General features: G+C 69.9%; 12 protein-coding genes. 6 read left to right on the top strand and 6 right to left on the bottom strand.

The features are described 5' to 3' along the window. Window positions 1–89: 89 nt before the first annotated feature. Window positions 90–2,141 carry a TonB-dependent siderophore receptor gene (locus V6S85_RS15215; protein WP_334349439.1) on the bottom strand — a complete coding sequence of 684 codons (2,052 nt, stop codon included), beginning with the start codon at window positions 2,139–2,141 and terminating at the stop codon, window positions 90–92. 19 nt (window positions 2,142–2,160) lie between these two features. Here V6S85_RS15215 and V6S85_RS15210 point away from each other — a divergent pair, with 19 nt between their 5' ends. The 3 genes from V6S85_RS15210 to V6S85_RS15200 all read left to right on the top strand — a co-directional run bounded on the left by V6S85_RS15210 (window position 2,161) and on the right by V6S85_RS15200 (window position 5,293). Next, window positions 2,161–3,378 (top strand): DUF1624 domain-containing protein, encoded by a 1,218-nt coding sequence (locus V6S85_RS15210; protein ID WP_334349438.1) that lies wholly within the window; start codon window positions 2,161–2,163, stop codon window positions 3,376–3,378. Window positions 3,379–3,503: 125 nt separating this feature from the next. Then, window positions 3,504–4,700, top strand: a complete 1,197-nt coding sequence (locus V6S85_RS15205) for a GAF domain-containing sensor histidine kinase (protein ID WP_334349437.1) — start codon at window positions 3,504–3,506, stop codon at window positions 4,698–4,700. A gap of 98 nt (window positions 4,701–4,798) precedes the next feature. Beyond that, window positions 4,799–5,293 carry a hypothetical protein gene (locus V6S85_RS15200; RefSeq protein ID WP_334349436.1) on the top strand — a complete coding sequence of 165 codons (495 nt, stop codon included), beginning with the start codon at window positions 4,799–4,801 and terminating at the stop codon, window positions 5,291–5,293. 7 nt (window positions 5,294–5,300) lie between these two features. Here V6S85_RS15200 and V6S85_RS15195 read toward each other — a convergent pair whose 3' ends face one another. The 3 genes from V6S85_RS15195 to V6S85_RS15185 all read right to left on the bottom strand — a co-directional run bounded on the left by V6S85_RS15195 (window position 5,301) and on the right by V6S85_RS15185 (window position 10,174). Further along, window positions 5,301–5,624, bottom strand: coding sequence for a hypothetical protein (locus V6S85_RS15195; RefSeq protein ID WP_334349435.1), 324 nt, complete (start codon window positions 5,622–5,624; stop codon window positions 5,301–5,303). Between the two features lie 102 nt (window positions 5,625–5,726). Next, window positions 5,727–7,208, bottom strand: coding sequence for a GMC family oxidoreductase (locus V6S85_RS15190; RefSeq protein ID WP_334349434.1), 1,482 nt, complete (start codon window positions 7,206–7,208; stop codon window positions 5,727–5,729). 92 nt (window positions 7,209–7,300) lie between these two features. Next, the gene (locus tag V6S85_RS15185) at window positions 7,301–10,174 is read right to left on the bottom strand and encodes a long-chain-fatty-acid--CoA ligase (protein WP_334349432.1); all 2,874 of its coding nucleotides are present in this window, start codon (window positions 10,172–10,174) and stop codon (window positions 7,301–7,303) included. A 259-nt stretch (window positions 10,175–10,433) separates the two neighbouring features. Between V6S85_RS15185 and V6S85_RS15180 the strand changes: the two genes are divergently transcribed. Further along, window positions 10,434–12,188, top strand: a complete 1,755-nt coding sequence (locus V6S85_RS15180; RefSeq protein WP_334349431.1) for a response regulator — start codon at window positions 10,434–10,436, stop codon at window positions 12,186–12,188. A gap of 152 nt (window positions 12,189–12,340) precedes the next feature. On the opposite strand, the gene V6S85_RS15175 is transcribed toward V6S85_RS15180, so the two are convergent. Then, the gene (locus V6S85_RS15175) at window positions 12,341–13,840 is read right to left on the bottom strand and encodes a bifunctional aminoglycoside phosphotransferase/ATP-binding protein (RefSeq protein ID WP_334349430.1); all 1,500 of its coding nucleotides are present in this window, start codon (window positions 13,838–13,840) and stop codon (window positions 12,341–12,343) included. A gap of 149 nt (window positions 13,841–13,989) precedes the next feature. Here V6S85_RS15175 and V6S85_RS15170 point away from each other — a divergent pair, with 149 nt between their 5' ends. Beyond that, on the top strand, window positions 13,990–14,610 hold the full coding sequence (locus V6S85_RS15170; RefSeq protein WP_116565226.1) for a TetR/AcrR family transcriptional regulator: 621 nt from the start codon (window positions 13,990–13,992) through the stop codon (window positions 14,608–14,610). 170 nt (window positions 14,611–14,780) lie between these two features. Here the strand turns inward: V6S85_RS15170 and pdxH are convergent, their stop codons facing one another. Further along, window positions 14,781–15,449, bottom strand: coding sequence for a pyridoxamine 5'-phosphate oxidase (pdxH, locus tag V6S85_RS15165; protein WP_334349509.1), 669 nt, complete (start codon window positions 15,447–15,449; stop codon window positions 14,781–14,783). Between the two features lie 93 nt (window positions 15,450–15,542). On the opposite strand from pdxH, the gene V6S85_RS15160 reads away from it, so the two are divergent. After that, the gene (locus V6S85_RS15160) at window positions 15,543–15,884 is read left to right on the top strand and encodes a hypothetical protein (RefSeq protein ID WP_334349429.1); all 342 of its coding nucleotides are present in this window, start codon (window positions 15,543–15,545) and stop codon (window positions 15,882–15,884) included. Window positions 15,885–15,920 lie beyond the last annotated feature (36 nt).

Here is a 15,920-nt window from a genome sequence, read left to right as displayed (position 1 = left end):
AAATCGGCAGCCAACGCAGTGCCGCGGCTCCTGGGCGCCGGCTCTTCGCTACGCTACGGCCGGGATGACGAGCCTTGGGGGTTTGAGCGCTACAGCCGCGCCTTCACGCTGGCCCGCAGCGTGCGCGGCGCGCCGGGGAAGATCCAGACGGGGCTGTAGGAGCTCTGGGCGTAGTGCTCGTCGAAGAGGTTGTCGACCTCGAGCCGGACATCGACCCTCGGCGTCACGGCGTATTCCACCGCCGCCTTGGCCTTCCAGTAGGACGGCAGGATCAGGCCCGAGCCGTCCAGCGCCCCGGCCCGGTCGCCCATATAGGCCGCGCCGACAGTCAACGACCACCTGTCGAACGTGCCGACCGCGAAGGCGCCGCCGGAGTGCTCGGGCACGTTCAGCACCGCGTCGCTGGCGAAGGCCGTGTCGTCGGCCTTGGCGTCGGTCCAGGCGTAGTTGACCACCACGCGCCAGGCGGCGCTGACCTCGAACGAGCCGTCGAACTCCACGCCCCGGCTGGTCAGCTGGCCAACGGGGGCCAGGAAGCTGGCGTCGACGGGATCGTTGGCCAGGATGTTCTGCTTTTCGATGTCGAACAGCGCCACCGCCAGGTCGACGCCCGGCCAGCGTCCCGACAGGCCCAGCTCCCAGCCCTTGCCCTTCTCGGGCGCGAAGCCCTGGCCGGTGCGGCCGGTGCCGGAGTTGAGCAGGAACGAGCGGCCCCAGCTGGCATGCGCGACCACGGCGTCGGTGAGCTGGTAGCGGGCGCCCAGGCGGTAGTCGACGGGCGAGCCCTCGCCGCGCCCCACCGCGCCGGTGCGGTTGTTGCGCACGGTCTGGCGGTAGTCGTCGATCCGCACCCCGGCCAGCAGGCTGAGGCGCTGGGTGGCCTGCCAAAGGTCCTGGGCGTAGAGGGTGGTGACGCGCCGGGTCTCGCGGTTGTCGGTGAAGGGCAGCAGCGGCAGGGCCTGGCCGCCATAGACCGGATCGTCGATCGAGATCGCGTGCGGCGCGGCGGCGGTCGGGTTCCGGCGCAGCAGGAACTCGCTGTAGTCGAGGGTGTAGCCCTTCACGCCGACATTGAGGTGGTGGGCGCCCAGCCGGCCGTCGAGCTCGATGCGGCCCGAGACGTCCTCCACCGAGTAGTCGCGCTCGCGCCGCTGGCGCCACAGCTGGCGGCCGACCAGCCGCGACTGGTCGCTGGAGAAGCCGTGCATGTCGCCGGTGCGGTAGGCGAGCCCGGCGGTCAGCCGCCAGTCGGGCGACAGTTCGTACTCGCCGGTCAGCTGGTGGCGCTCGTTGCGGAAGCGGGTCGTGCCGTCGCCCGGCTCGCCGAAGAAGCGCGAGCGCGGGATGGCCAGGGCGTCGCCGTTCACCGCCGGCACGCCGCGGTCGAAGGGCGCGTCGAAGACGGTGAACTCGCCCACATAGGTCAAGCGCAGGGCGTCGGTCGGCCGCCAGGTCAGGGACGGGGCGATGGCGCGGCGGTGCAGGTCGACATGGTCGCGCCAGCCGTCGCTGCGCTCGTCGGCGACCACCAGGCGGGCGGCCAGGGTGTCGGACAGCGGACCGGTGAAGTCGAGCTCGCCCCGGCGCAGGCCGAACGAGCCGACCGTCGCCGCCACGTGGCCCCCGCGAACGAACTGCGGGGTCTTGGAGACGATGTTGACGCGGCCGGCCGGATCGATGTCGCCGAACAGGGCGCCGGCCGGACCTTTCAGGATCTCGACGCGCTCGGCCGTGGCCGGATCACGCGGCGGCGCCAGGCCGCGATTGGCCAGGAAGCCGTCGACGTAATACTCCGCGCCGCCGTCGGGCGTGCCGAGAAAGCCCCGGATGGCGAAGTTGTCGAGGAAGCCGCCGCGGTTGTTCTGCTGGGAGACGCCGCTGGTCAGCTCCAGGGCGTCGGCCAGGCGCCCGGCCCCGACGGCGTCGAGCAGGTCGCGCTCGACCGAGCGGCTGGACGGCGAGGTCGCCTGGGTGATCTCGCCCGCGCCCAGCGTCACGTCACGGGCCGCGCCCCGACGGCCCAGGATGACGATCTCGCCCACGGCATGGGGCTCCGTCTCGGCGGCCGGGACGGTTTCCGGCGGCTCGGCGGCGGACAGGGCCAGCAGGCATGCGCTGACGCAGCTCCACGACAGGGGCAAGAGGATAACTCCGTTTGTAATGTTATTTCATATCAGCTATGCCGCCCCGGTGATGCTGTCAACCGACCCTGTTTCCACCGCCCTCCCCGCGCCTTCAGCCGGCCGGATCGCCGCCATCGACGCCCTGCGGGGCCTGGTGATGTTGCTGATGATGGTCGACCACGTGCGGGAGTTCTTCTTCATCCACGCCCAGGTCTCCGACCCGATGGACGTGGAGGCGACGGCGCCTTCCCTGTTCTTCACGCGCCTGGCGGCGCACCTGTGCGCGCCGGTGTTCGTGGCGCTGACCGGCCTGGCCGCCTGGCTCTACGGCCGCAAGGCCGGCGGAAACGATCCCGCCGCCATCGCCCGCGCCGCCTCGGGCTTCCTGTTCAAGCGCGGCCTCTTCCTGGTGTTCCTGGAGCTGACCTTCGTCAGCTTCGCCTGGAACTTCGACCTGACGCCCAGGACCTATTACCTGCAGGTGATCTGGGCGATCGGCCTGTCGATGATCGCGCTTTCGGCCCTCGTCCACCTGCCGCGCGCGGCGTTGGTCGCCATCGGCCTCGTGATCATGCTGGGCCACAACCTGCTGGACCCGATCAGCATCGCGCAGGGCCAGCCGGGCCACGCGATCTGGGCGATCCTGCACGACCGGGGCTTCATCGACCTGCCCTGGGGCGCGCGGGCGCGGACCTCCTACCCGCTGCTGCCGTGGATCGGGGTCGCGGCCCTGGGTTTCGGCATTGGCCCATGGTTCGTCGGCGCCTGGCGCGACCGGCGCAACCACCTGCTGCTGACGGGCCTCTGCGCCCTGGCCCTGCTGGTGATCCTGCGCGTGCTGAACGGCTATGGCGAGACGCCCTGGGTCGTCGGTTCCAGCCCGATCCGCACGGTGATGAGCTGGCTGAACGTCACCAAGTATCCGCCCTCGGCCGACTTCCTGCTGCTGACCCTGGGCCTGGGCGCCCTGCTGCTGGCGGGACTGGAGAAGGCGCCGGCGCGGCTGGTTTCCTGGCTGGCGGTGCTGGGCGGCGCGCCGCTGTTCTTCTACCTGGTCCACCTCTACGCCCTGCACCTCTTGCAATTGCTGGCGGTGGCGGTGCTGGGCCCGAACCAGGGCGAGGTCTGGAGCCTGCCGGGCGTGGCCTCGATCTGGCTGCTGGCGGCGCTGGTCGCCGCGCCCTGCTGGTACGCCTGCCGCTGGTTCGGCCCGGTCAAGCGGGCCAGCCGGCAGCCGTGGATGAAGTATCTCTGATAGCTCCCATCCCATTTGATTGGGGGGAGGGGTTGAAGGGTTTGTCCGATACTCGACACACGCCCCCGCTCAGGGTGAAATGGCGGTTCGGCGTCTCCCCCGCGCCGGCAGCGTTACAGGACCCGATGTTCACCAGCGACGAGACCGCGCGCCTGGCGGCCCTGCACGAGTACGGCCTCGTGGACACCCCGCCCGAGGCGGCGTTCGACCGGATCACGGCCCTGGCGGCAGAACTGTTCGACACGCCGATCGCCGCCGTCACCCTGATCGACGCCGACCGGCAATGGATCAAGTCGATCGTCGGGCTGGAGCCGGGCGGCACGCCTCGCGAGGACGCCTTCTGCCACTACACCATCGAGTCCGACGAGGTGATGGAGGTGCTCGACCCGGAGGGCGACGACCGCTTTCGCGACAATCCCTTCGTCACCGACGATCCCAACATCCGCTTCTACGCCGGCGCGCCGCTGCGGCTGCACAACGGCCATAGGCTGGGGGCGCTGTGTGTCATCGACCAGCGACCTCGCCCGCCGCTGACCGCCGAGGAGAAGCGGCGGCTGAAGGCCCTGGCCCAGATCGTCGTCACCGAGATGGACCTGCGGCTGCTGAACGCCCGCAACGAGCTGCTGACCCGAAGGGCGCAGGCGGCCACCGAGGCCAAGAGCGAGTTCCTGGCCAACATGACCCACGAACTGCGCACGCCGCTGACCAGCGTGATCGGCTTCAACGGCCTGCTGGCCGCCTCGCCCAACCTGCCCGAGCGCGAGCGGATGCTGGCCACCAAGGCCAAGTCGGCCGGCGAGAAGCTGCTGACCATCGTCAACGACGTGCTCGACCTGGCGCGACTGGAGGCCGGGGCCGCCGACCTGGCGGCCGAGCCGATCGACGTGGCCGAGGTGGCGCGCTCGGCCGTCGAGCTGTTCGCCGAGCGGGCGCTGGCCAAGGAGATCGTGCTGAACGCCGAGATCGCCGGCGCCCTGCCGACGGTGCGCGGCGACGCCTCGCGCCTGCGCCAGATCCTGGTCAACCTGCTGGGCAACGCCCTGAAGTTCACCGAGCTGGGCCAGGTCAGCCTGGTCATCGCTGCGCGCGACGGCGACCTGGTGATGACCGTCACCGACACCGGCGTGGGCGTTCCCGCCGACCAGCTGGAGCGGATCTTCGAGCGCTTCGAGCAGGCCCCCGGCGCGGCCAGCCGGTTCGGCGGCACGGGCCTTGGCCTGGCGATCTCGCGCCGGCTGGCGCGGCAGATGGGCGGCGATATCACCGTGAGGAGCCGCCTCGGCGAGGGCTCGACGTTCACCGTGACCCTGCCGGGCCGCTGACGCCGCCGGGCACAACTTTACATGGAGGGGGAAATCACCATTTCCTGGCCTCGGGGAGCGCTGGCGATGGCCAATGGCTCGATGTCGAGGAGGCCGCCTTGCTGCTCAAAGGAACCCAGATCGCGATCGACGCGACGGCGTTCAAGCCTATTGAATGCTTCCAGGTCGGCGACCCGGTCTCGACGGCCGGGCTGAGCCTTGGCTGGAACGAAGAGTTTGTCCAGTTCTCGAACGGGACCGGCGACGCCGGGCCCTCGAGCGCCATTCAACTCCATGCCGGAAACGATAGCGAGCTGATCGGCTCGCCGGAGCAATACGTTCTCACGTCCAGGGGTCTGGTCCCAATGAAAGACATCAGCCCCGGCGACACGCTGATCCAGGCCGATGGCCAAGACGCCGAAGTATTGGCGGCCACGATGGAGATGCTCGATCTGGGGATGTGGTCGATCGCGACTTCGCAAGAGTTCGCTGTGTCCATCGACAGACACCTGCTGGTCGCGAACGGGTTCGTCGTCGCCGACTATGCGCTGTGTCTGGCTCTGCAAGCCGGCATGCTGCCGACGACGATCAGCTCGGCAGGCCAGATCGCTTGACGCCCGATCACGGGCCGGAGGGACCCTCCCCTTCGCCCCCGACCTGGTTGATGCGGTTGTAGAGGGCCTGCAGGTGCGAGAAGTCGACCGAGAACAGGTCCTCGATCACCTTGGTGTTGACCATGTCGAGCGTTCCCAGCCTGACGACGACGCGGCTCAACACGATGATTGTCAGATAGGCCGGGTTGGCCTGCACCCGATGGTCCTTGAGCGGCAGGATCTCGTCACCGGCGGTGGCCAGGCGCATCACGCCCTGCCTGTGCAGATTGCCGTCGGCGTCCCGATAGCCGACCGGCAGCGTGAACTCGAATTCGGTCGCGAATGGATTCATGACGCGTCTCCCCCAGCTGAATGCGGCCGTCAGGCGTCCAGGCCGCGGTCGCCATCAAGATCGCGCATGGGTTGACGCACCGTTACGCTTCGAGCGGTGGGATCAGGGCGCCCCCACCCTGCCCCGCAGGTGCTCGGCCAGGCGGATCGACAGGGTGATGATCGTGAAGGTCGGGTTGGAGATCCCGGTCGAGGGAAACACCGACGAGCCGGCGACATAGAGGTTGTCGAGGCCGTGCACCTTGAGGTCGGCGTCGACCACGCCCTGCGTCGGGTCGGCCGACATGCGGGTTGTGCCGATGTGGTGGCCGTTGACGGTGAGCCCCTCCTTCACGGCGGGCCAGGGCTGGTAGTAGACGTCGCCGCCCAGTTCCTCTACCGCGGCTTTAAACAGCGCCGTCGTCTGGGTGTAGGTCGCCTCGTCGCGGTCGCTGAGCAGCCAGGTGATGTGGGTCTGGCGCTGGCCGAAGACGGGGTCGACCGTGTCGGCGAGGGCGACCCGGCTGTCGGGGTTCGGCGCCATCTCGAAATAATACTGGCCGTAGTTGGCCCAGAACCAGCAGCTGCCGATGCCCAGGCGCTTCTGCTCGTCGGCCGTCGGCGAGAACCGGCCCGAGACCCGCACCCCGTTCTCGTCCTGCCAGGGCACGGCGCGGTTGCCGCTGAGGGTCTGGCCGGCCATCAACCGGGTCTGGGCGTCGGTCAGGTAGGCGCCGCTGGCGCTGAGCACCGGCCCGTTCGACAGCGGATGGCACATGAAGTAGCGGCCGACCTGGTCGTGGTCGTTGCCGACGTCCGACAGCAGCAACTGGCGGGCGTTCTCCACCGCGCCGCAGGCCAGCACCACCATGTCGGCCATGATGGTGAACTCGGTCGCCTTCTTGGGCGCGCCGGCGGCGCCGTCCATGCTGGCGACCCGCAGGCCGCAGACCCGCCCTTGGTGCTGCTCGATCTCCAGCAGGGTGGCGTTGACGATCACGTCGACATCGGTGTCGGCGATCGTGACGCCATCGAAGGTGCGCAGGGCGAAGTTCAGGTAGTTCTTGCCCAGGTACTGGTAGATCGTGGTGTCGAAGCCGGTCAGCTCGGGCACCTCGGCGCCGAGGATCTCGGCCCAGGCCTGGGGACTGAAGTCGTCGCCATGCAGCAGGCACAGCTGCGCCGCCTTGGCGTAGTAGGGATCAAGCTCGGCGCGATCGATCGGCCAGCCGGGAAAGCCCGGGCGGGCCTCGAAGTCGATCGGGTCGAGCGGCCGCGACTGCCCGCCCCAGTGGGCCGAGGTCCCGCCGAACATCCGCTCGCGCTCCCAGGGACCGCCGGCGCGATTGTAGGGGCGGATCAGGAAGTCGGGCTCGCTCTCGGCGAACTGGCCGTCGGCCTTGCCGGCGTAGAGCACGCTCTTGTCGGGCCAGGTGGGATCGAGCGCGCCCTTGGGACTGTCGGGGCCGCCCTCGATCAGCGTGACCTTCACGCCGGCCTTCTGAAGTTCCCAGGCGGCGGTGATCCCGGCGGGGCCGGACCCGACGATGCAGACCTGAGTCTCAATCACCGCGCCGTTGGCGATGTCCTTGCCATTGCGGAGCATGAGAGCCTCCCCCGTTCGCTCTCATGCAACTTGCCGCGCCAGACGCCCGAAGGTTGTATCAAATCACACACCCGGATGGGTGGATTGAAATTCTAGCCCTCGATCGCCTTGAGCAGGCCGGTGACGCGGCCGCAGTTGCGGCCGAGATCGCCGCCCTCGTCGCGGGCGACCGAGCGAACGTCGACGCGGGCCCCGCCGGCGTCGGGACGGACCCGGACGACGAGGTCGTCCTTCAGGCCGTACCAGAAGCTGGCGCCGGCGGCTTCCAGCCGGCCCTCGCCCGGGTCGTCGGTGACCAGCGTCAGGCCCTTGGCCTGGAGGGCGGCCTTGGCCGCCTCGTAGGCGTCGGCGGGCGAGCGGGTCAGCACCAGGGTGCGGGCGGCCGGACAGGTCTCGGCGTTGACCTCGGCCACGCGGCGGCCGGCGAACAGCTCCGAGCCGACCGGCAGGCTGGGCTCGTCGAGCACCGGGGCGGCGGCCTCGCCGCGCTGGACCATGACGGTCTCTGAAAAGGCCAGCGGCGCCTTCCAGTCGGTGGCGACGTCACCGACCGGGGCGGCGCGGGCGGGCGTGCCGGTGGCCAGGAAGAAGACGCCGAGGGTGGCCACCGTGATCGCCAGGGCCAGCAGGGCCCGACGCCAGTGGCGCTGGATGCCGCCGATCATCGCCACGATCACGCCCAGCAGCCCGGTCAGCAGGCTGAGCCAGGCGATCATCGGCGCGAGATCGCGGGTCAGGAGGTCGTAGGCCACCGCCTTGTCGAGCAGGCCGAGCTTGCCGCCCAGCGCGCCCACGGTCACCAGCGCGGCCGGAACCAGGGCGATGACGACGGCGCCGGCGAGGATCGGCGCGGCCCAGCCGCCCCGGTCGCCCGACGGAGCCTTGGCGGCCTTGACCTTGCGCGGCCTGGCGGCGCTGAGCGGCATGGCCAGCGGCGCCTCCTCGGCGACGAACACCGGCGGGGCGTCGAAGGCCTCTTCCGGCGTCGCGGACAGGGGCTTGGCCTGCGGCTCGACCAGGGGCTCGTGCGGGAAGACGTCCTCGGACGAGACCGGCTCGGCCGGCGCGAACTGGGCGACCGGCGCCGGCTCCGGATCGGGCAGCGCGGCGGCCAGGGCCTCGACGCTGACAGGCTCCGAAGCGGCCTGGGCGGCGACCACCTCGGGCTCGTGGACCGGCTCGACGGGAACTTCGGCTTCCGCCGCGTCCTCCTCGGCCACGTCCTGCGGCGCCGCGACCGGCTCGGGGGCGTAGAGCACGGCGGCCTGGGCGCCGTCGGCGGCGGCCAGGGTGGCCGAACCCGTCGCGGCCGAACCCAGGGTCGGCAGCACGTAGTCCTTCATGCGCTGGCGGATCAGCTTCTTGTCGATCTTGCCGGTGGCGCCCAGCGGGATCTCGTCGACGAAGACCACGTCGTCGGGCATCCACCACTTGGCGATCTTGCCCTGCAGGAAGTCGATGAACTCTTCCTTGGTGGCGGTCTCGCCTTCCTTGAGCTTGACCAGCAGGATCGGCCGTTCGTCCCACTTGGGGTGCGGCACGCCGATGACGGCGGCCAGGGCGGCCTTGGGGTGGCCGACGGCGATGTTCTCGATCTCGATGGTGCTGATCCACTCGCCGCCGGACTTCACGACGTCCTTGGCGCGGTCGGTGATCTGCATGAAGCCCATCTCGTCGATGGTCGCCACGTCGCCGGTGTCGAAGAAGCCCTCCTCGTCGAGGATCCTGCCGCCGGCGCCCCTGAAATACTCGGCGGCGATGATCGGGCCGCGGATCTTGAGGTGGCCGAAGGCCTTGCCGTCGTGCGGCAGGGCCTTGCCGTCGTCGTCGGTCAGCTTCAGCTCGACGCCCATCGGCGGGCGGCCCTGCTTGAGGCGGTAGGGGATCTGCTCGTCGTAGGACAGCTTTTCCAGCCGGTCGGTCATGGTCGACAGCGTGCCGACCGGCGAGGTCTCGGTCATGCCCCAGGCGTGGACCACCTCGACGCCGTACTTCTCGTGGAAGGCGCGGATGATGCTTTCCGGGCAGGCCGCGCCGCCGATCACCACCTTCTTCAGCGTGGTGATCTTCGAGCCCGTGCTCTCAAGGTGCTGAAGCAGCATCTGCCAGACGGTGGGCACGGCGGCCGAGAAGGTGACGCCCTCGGTCTCGAGCAGCTCATGGATCGCCGCGCCGTCCATCCTGGCGCCCGGCATGACGATCTTGGCGCCCGTGGCCGGGGCCGAGAACGCAACGCCCCAGGCGTTGGCGTGGAACATCGGCACCACCGGCAGGATCACGTCGCGCTGCGACAGGCCCATCACGTCGGGCTGCATGGTGATGAAGGTGTGCAGGAAGTTCGAGCGGTGCGAGTACATCACCCCCTTGGGGTCGCCCGTCGTGCCCGAGGTGTAGCAGAGGCCGGCGGCCGTGCCCTCGTCGAACCCGCCCCAGACGCAGTCGGCCGACTGCTCGGCGACCAGGTCCTCGTAGCAGAGCAGGCCCTTGAAGTGCGGGGCCTCGCCGGCGAGGTGGAAGTCCTTGGGCATGTGGTCGCGGTCGGTGAAGACCACCACGTGCTCGACATTGGGCAGGCGGGGAATGATCCCCGCGATGATCGGCAGGAAGGTCAGGTCGGTGAAGATCACGCGGTCGCCGCCGTGGTCGGCGATCCAGGCGATCTGCTCGGGGAACAGGCGCGGGTTCAGGGTATGGCACACCGCCCCGATGCCCATGATCCCGTACCAGGTCTCGATGTGGCGGGCGGTGTTCCAGGCCAGGGTGCCGACCCGGTCGCCCGGCTTGATTCCTAGCGCCAGCAGCAGGTTGGACACCCGCTTGGCGCGGCCGTGGATCTCGGCATAGGTCGTGCGGACGATAGGCCCCTCGACCGACCGAGTGACCACCTCGCGGCCGCCGTGCCACTGGGCGGCGTGATCGATGATCTTGTCGAGCGTCAGAGCGCCATGCTGCATCAAACCTTGCATCGAAACCGCTCTCCCGCGTCCTGCTTATCGTTGTTCAGGAGAGGCTAGCGGCGCGCGCCCGGCGGCGCAACGCATGGCTCGCCCCAGGCGAGCAAAGGCGCGGCCCGACTTTGCGCGCACCTGCACGGAGGCGTAGAGTGTGCGCATCTACACACGGCCGCGCTGATCGGCCGCATGCCCCGTTCACTCCCAGAACGCCGTTTTGCGGTTAGCTTCAGCACGGCCTGGTTCGGTCCAGGTCCGGGATGGGTGCGCGGCCATGCAATGGCTCGATGCTCTAGGCGCCGACGAACGGCTCGACGAGGTGGCGAACGACACGCGCCGCCTGACGGTGTCGCGCCTGGTTTCCGCCGCACTGGTGGCCATGGTCGTCGGGATCGCTCTGGGTCCAGCCATGGCCGCCGGCTGGTTCGCGGCGCTGGCGGCCGGCGAGGCCCTGGCCTCGCTGGTCATCCGCCGCTTCACCGGCCCCACGACCGACCGCCTGCGGGCGCTGTTCGTGCTGGCCTCCATCCCGATCAACGTGGTCTGGTCGTGGCTGGCGGTGGCGCTGTGGATGTTCCCCGACCAGGACCTGCGGCTGGCGGCCCTGGGGGTGTGCGCGGGCCAGATCATCTTCACCCAGAACTTCCGGCATCAGCCGATCAGCCTGCTGGCGATCACCACCGCCCCGCCGCTGCTGTGCCTGGCGGCCTTCCCGTTCCTGACCAACGCCCCGCACGGCATGGGGTCCCTGACCAACCGCTGGGCCATGCTGATGCTGGTGGCGACCACCATCAACGCCATGCTGCTGAACCGCGCCGCCGCCCGCAAGATGGACGAGCTGACGCGCGGCCTGCGGCAGGAAAAGGAACGGGCCCTGGCCGCCTCGCGCGTGAAGTCGGTGTTCGTGGCGACCATGAGCCACGAGATGCGCACGCCGATGAACGGCCTGCTGGGCCTCGCCCACGCGCTGAAGGCCACCGACCTGGACGAGCGCCAGCGCGACTATGTGGAACTGATGATCCATTCGGGCGACAGCCTGATGCAACTGCTCAACGATGTGCTCGACATCGCCCGCCTCGACGCCGGCGACGCCGAGCTGACGCCCTGCGACTTCGACCTGCACGACCTGGTCCACGCGGTGGCCGACACCTGGCGCGACATGGCCATGGTCCGCGGCCTGGCCGTGGACGTGCGCATCGACGCCACCGCCCCCGAACGCCTGCACGCCGATCCGGCCCGGATCCGCCAGGTGCTGGGCGGCCTGCTGTCGAACGCCCTGAAGTTCACCCGCGTGGGCGGCGTGACCATCGAGGTCTCTGGCCAGGGCGCCACGCCCGACGGCCTGGAGACGGTGGCGATCCGCATCACCGACACCGGCCCAGGCATCGATCCGGCCTTCGCCGAGCGGATCTTCGAGAGCTTCACCCAGGCCGACGAGACCGTGTCGCGGGCCTATGGCGGCATGGGCCTGGGCCTGACCATCGCCCGCGCCCTGGCCCGCCGGATGGGCGGCGACCTCAGCCTGGAGCCGGCCGAGCGCGGCGCGCGGTTCCTGCTGCTGCTGCGCGCGCCTCGTCCGGAAGCCCCGCCCCTGCCCGCCCCGACGCCCGAGGCCGCCTCGGACGACGGCGCGACGCCGCGCGTGCTGATGGCCGAGGACAATCCGATGAACCAGATGGTCGTGCGGCTGATGCTGGAAGCCGCCGGCGTCGACCTGACGGTGGTGGAGGACGGCCGCCAGGCGCTGGACGCGCTGAAGGCCTCGCACTTCGACTGCGTGCTGATGGACATCAACATGCCGGTGATGGACGGCGTGACGGCCCTGTCGGAGATCCGCTCGGGCGCGGCCGGGGCGGCCAACACCCCGGTGATCGCCCTGACCGCCTCGGCCATGGCCGGCGACCGCGAACGTTTCCTCAAGCTGGGCTTCGACGAGCACCTGGGCAAGCCGGTCAAGCCGCTGGACCTGATCTCGGCCATCGCCATGGCGGTGGACCGGACGCCCCCGCCGAGGGCGGCGGTGGGGTAGGTTGCAAGACCCTCCCCCTGAAGGGGGAGGTGTCGGCAAAGCCGACGGAGGGGGACGTGAACTCCCACCTCCTCAGCATTTTCAGTTTCAGAAGGGACTTCCCCCTCCGGCCCTTCGGGCCACCTCCCCCTTCAGGGGGAGGATCTTGGGCATCACCCCATCTGCTCCGCGAGCGCCCTCGCCTCGTCCTCGAAGGCGCTGACCGTATCCACCCGGCGCCAGTCGATGTCGCCGGTGTCGCGCGTGAGCTGGCTTTCCAGCACGGCGACGTCGGCGTCGGAGGCGTCGTTGACGCGGGCGGCGACGCGGGCGCGCAGGACGTCGGCGGGGGCTTCCAGCCAGACGCCCTGGAAGGCGACGTCCAGCTTCCTGGCCAGGGCCTCGGCGCGGGCGCGCTGCTCGGGCTTGATGAAGACGGCGTCGACCACTACCGAGCGACCGGCCTTCAGCACCAGCTCGGCGTCGCGGAACAATTCGTCATAGACCTTGTCGCTGACCTCGGAGGTGTAGGCCTCCTTGGGCAGGCGCTGCAGCGAGGGCACGTTCCACAGGCGCTTGCGGATCTCGTCGGTGCGCAGGACCACCGCGCCCGGCGCGGCGCCCAGGCCCGGCGCGCAGACGCGGGCGAAGGTCGACTTGCCCGAGCCCGACAGGCCGCCGGTGGCCACCAGGCTGACCGGCTTGGGCGCCAGGTGCTCGATGGCGGTGGCCAGATAGGCGCGGGCGGCCTCGTCGTCGCCGGTGTAGGCCCAGACGTGGGTGCGCACGGCGGCGCGGACGCTGAGCATCAGCGGCAGGGCGGCCAGGCCCGTCCACAGGCCTTCCCCGAACGTCCGGGCGGCCTCGTCGAGATAGGCGTTCAGCACCCGGCCGGCGGCGTCGCGGCGACGGCGGAAATCCAGGTCCATCAGCAGGAAGGCCAGATCGTACTGCACGTCGATGTCCGACAGGGCGTCGTTGAACTCGATGCAGTCGAAGAGGATCGGCTTGCCCTCCTCGATCAGGATGTTCCCCAGGTGCAGGTCGCCGTGGCAGTGGCGGGCGAAGCCTTCGGCGGCGCGGGCGTCGAGCTGCGGGCCCAGGCGCTTGAGGGCGAGATCCGTCTCCTCGACCAGCCGCTCGACGGCCTGGGCGCCCAGGCGCGGGGCCAGGCCCCGCAGCAGGTTGGCGTTGGAGGCGATGGTATAGCCCAGCGCCGAGACGCCGCCGCCCTGCGGACGCAGCGCCGCTCCGGCGTGGAACTGGGCGATGGTGCGGCCCAGGGATTCCTCCAGCGCGTCGTCGATGGCCCAGGGCTGCGAGGCCAGCACGGCTTCGCCGTCGAACCGGCGCATCTCCAGCAGGTACTCGACCACCTCGCCGGATCCGTCGATCTCGATCCCGCCATCGGCGGCCCGGGTCAGCTGGCGCACGGCGCGATAGATGTCGGGCGCGGCGGCGCGGTTGAAGGAAAGCTCGCGCTGCAGCGACCAGCGACGCAGCTCCAGCGTCGAATAGTCGAGGAAGCCGAAGTCGACGGGACGCTTCACCTTGAAGGCGGACTCGCCCACCAGGAACACCCGCGCGCACGAGGTCTCGATGGTCTGGTCGGCCTTGCCTCCCAGCCAAGCCGCCACTTCCTGTTCGCGCGCCGCTTCCGCGTCCTTGATCACGCCGTCCAACCTTCGTCTTCGCCCGCCCGATCGGCGGCGCCCGGGGCGTCCCATAGCGCAAAGTTCGGTGCAAGTCCTCGCAGACGCTTGCGCGATCTACTTAAGCGATAGTAGCGTTTAACCATCACAGTCTGATGTTGAGGAATCCCATGCTGATCGGCGCCGGACTGAAGCGGTCCGAGCACAAGAAGGCGGAGATCCTGGCCGCGGCTCGCGACATCTTCCTCAAGGAAGGCTACGCGGACGCCGGCATGGAGGCGGTGGCCCGCGCGGCGGGCGTGTCGACCGCCACCCTGTATGCGTATTTCCCGAGCAAGGCCGAGCTGTTCCGCACCGTGGTCGTCGACAGCGTACGCACCATGGCCGAGCCGGTGCGCGAAAGCGCCAAAGCCGTCGGCGACGCCCGCGCCCGGCTGACCGCCCTTTCCCGGGCCTATGCCGAATTCTTCGCCACGCCGGCGACGCGGGCCATGTTCCGGATGGTCACGGCCGAGCGGCGGCGTTTCGAGGGGGTGGCCGACCACTTCCTGGGCGCGGCGCGCGAGTCCCTGGGCGGGGCGGCGATCCAGGTGGTCAAGGATCTGAACGCCTCGGGCGAGCTGAAGGTCGACAAGCCGTCATGGGCCGCGGGCCAGCTGATGGGCATGCTCGACCACGCCACCCTGGTGCTGGGCCTGTCGGCGGGCGACGAGGTGCAGCCCGACCGGCCGGTGAACCAGATCGCCGAGGACGCGGTCGAGACCTTCCTGGCGCGCTACGGGACGCGGTAGAGGCGGGTCAGCGCCTTCTCCGTCCCCGATAGTCCCGCCTCCATCGCCGTTGTGGCGAGGGTCCATGCCGACGGTCGCTCAGACCCTGCTGGTCTGGCAAAGGCCTGAGCAGACTGAACGACGGATCCTGGGCGCAAGGCCCAGGAAGACGGTCGAAGGGAGCCGAGCGCCTAAGGAAACAGCCGCTTGGTCGTCCAGGCGCCGCCGACGTGCTCGTAGACCAGGCGTTCGTGCAGGCGGAACGGGCGGTCGCGCCAGAACTCGATGACCTGCGGGACGATGCGGAAGCCCGACCAGTGCGGCGGGCGCGGCACCTTGCCCACGATGCCGTACTTCAGGCCCATCTCGGCCACGCGGCGCTCGAGCGCCAGGCGGTCGGGCAGCGGCCGCGACTGGTCGCTGGCCCAGGCGCCCAGCTGGCTGTGGCGAGCGCGGCTGGCGAAATAGGCGTCGGCCTCGGCCTCGCTGACGGGCTCGACCACGCCCCGCACCCGCACCTGGCGTCGCAGCGACTTCCAGTGGAACAGCAGGGCCGCCTTGGGATTGGCGGCCAGCTCCCGGCCCTTGGCGCTTTCCAGGTTGGTGTAGAAGACGAAGCCGCGGCTATCGACGTCCTTGAGCAGCACCATGCGCGAGTCGGGCATGCCGTCGGCGTCGACCGTCGAGACGGTCATGGCGTTGGGATCGTTGGGCTCGGACTTGCCGGCCTCGGCCAGCCACTCGCCGAACAGGTGGATCGGATCGCCCTCGGGCAGCAGCGCCGGCGGGGTGGCCGAAGCCACCTGGGCGACATAGTCGTCTTCGCTGGGCGAGGCGGGGATCAGCGGGGCGTCGGTCATGACCCGGATATAGGCCTCCGCGCGGCGCGGGGCCATGCTTGACCGCTACGTACGCGCCCTGCAATCCAGGCGCGCAGGCCAAGAGAATCTCTCGTGAAGATCAGAAACCATCTCGTGCTATCGCGCCTGGAAGTCCTGGCGGCCGCCACCATCGCCGCGGCCCATCTCGGCTCGTGGATATCGCTGCACGCCCAGCCGTCGTTGTGGAAGCCCTGGGACCTGTTGTCGCTGGTCGTGCGCCTGGGCGTCTGCATCGCCTTTCCGGCGTGGTCGTATCACCGCCTGCGCACGCTGCGGGGCAGAGCGCGGATCGAAGGCGGCGAGGCCAGCTATCCCCTGGACTGGACCGCCTGGAACATCGCCTGCGGCCTGGGCGCGGCCATGATCCTGGCGACCAGCGTTTCGATCATGGTGGTCCAATACCTAAAGTCTTAACTTAACGCCCCGTTGACCAAGTCGGCGCAGGGTCGC

The organism is Caulobacter sp. CCNWLW153 (assembly GCF_036889365.1).
Taxonomy (GTDB): Bacteria; Pseudomonadota; Alphaproteobacteria; order Caulobacterales; family Caulobacteraceae; genus Caulobacter; species Caulobacter radicis.
The sequence above is the reverse complement of the archived record's forward strand: the minus strand, read 5'-3'. Positions and strand labels throughout refer to the sequence as shown.

Coding starts and splice junctions, on each gene's coding strand:
- V6S85_RS15210 (WP_334349438.1), top strand. CDS start 2,161: ATGTTATTTCATATCAGCTATGCCGCCCCGGTGATGCTGTCAACCGAC.
- V6S85_RS15180 (WP_334349431.1), top strand. CDS start 10,434: ATGCAATGGCTCGATGCTCTAGGCGCCGACGAACGGCTCGACGAGGTG.
- V6S85_RS15205 (WP_334349437.1), top strand. CDS start 3,504: ATGTTCACCAGCGACGAGACCGCGCGCCTGGCGGCCCTGCACGAGTAC.
- V6S85_RS15170 (WP_116565226.1), top strand. CDS start 13,990: ATGCTGATCGGCGCCGGACTGAAGCGGTCCGAGCACAAGAAGGCGGAG.
- V6S85_RS15195 (WP_334349435.1), bottom strand. CDS start 5,624: ATGAATCCATTCGCGACCGAATTCGAGTTCACGCTGCCGGTCGGCTAT.
- pdxH (WP_334349509.1), bottom strand. CDS start 15,449: ATGACCGACGCCCCGCTGATCCCCGCCTCGCCCAGCGAAGACGACTAT.
- V6S85_RS15185 (WP_334349432.1), bottom strand. CDS start 10,174: ATGCAAGGTTTGATGCAGCATGGCGCTCTGACGCTCGACAAGATCATC.
- V6S85_RS15190 (WP_334349434.1), bottom strand. CDS start 7,208: ATGCTCCGCAATGGCAAGGACATCGCCAACGGCGCGGTGATTGAGACT.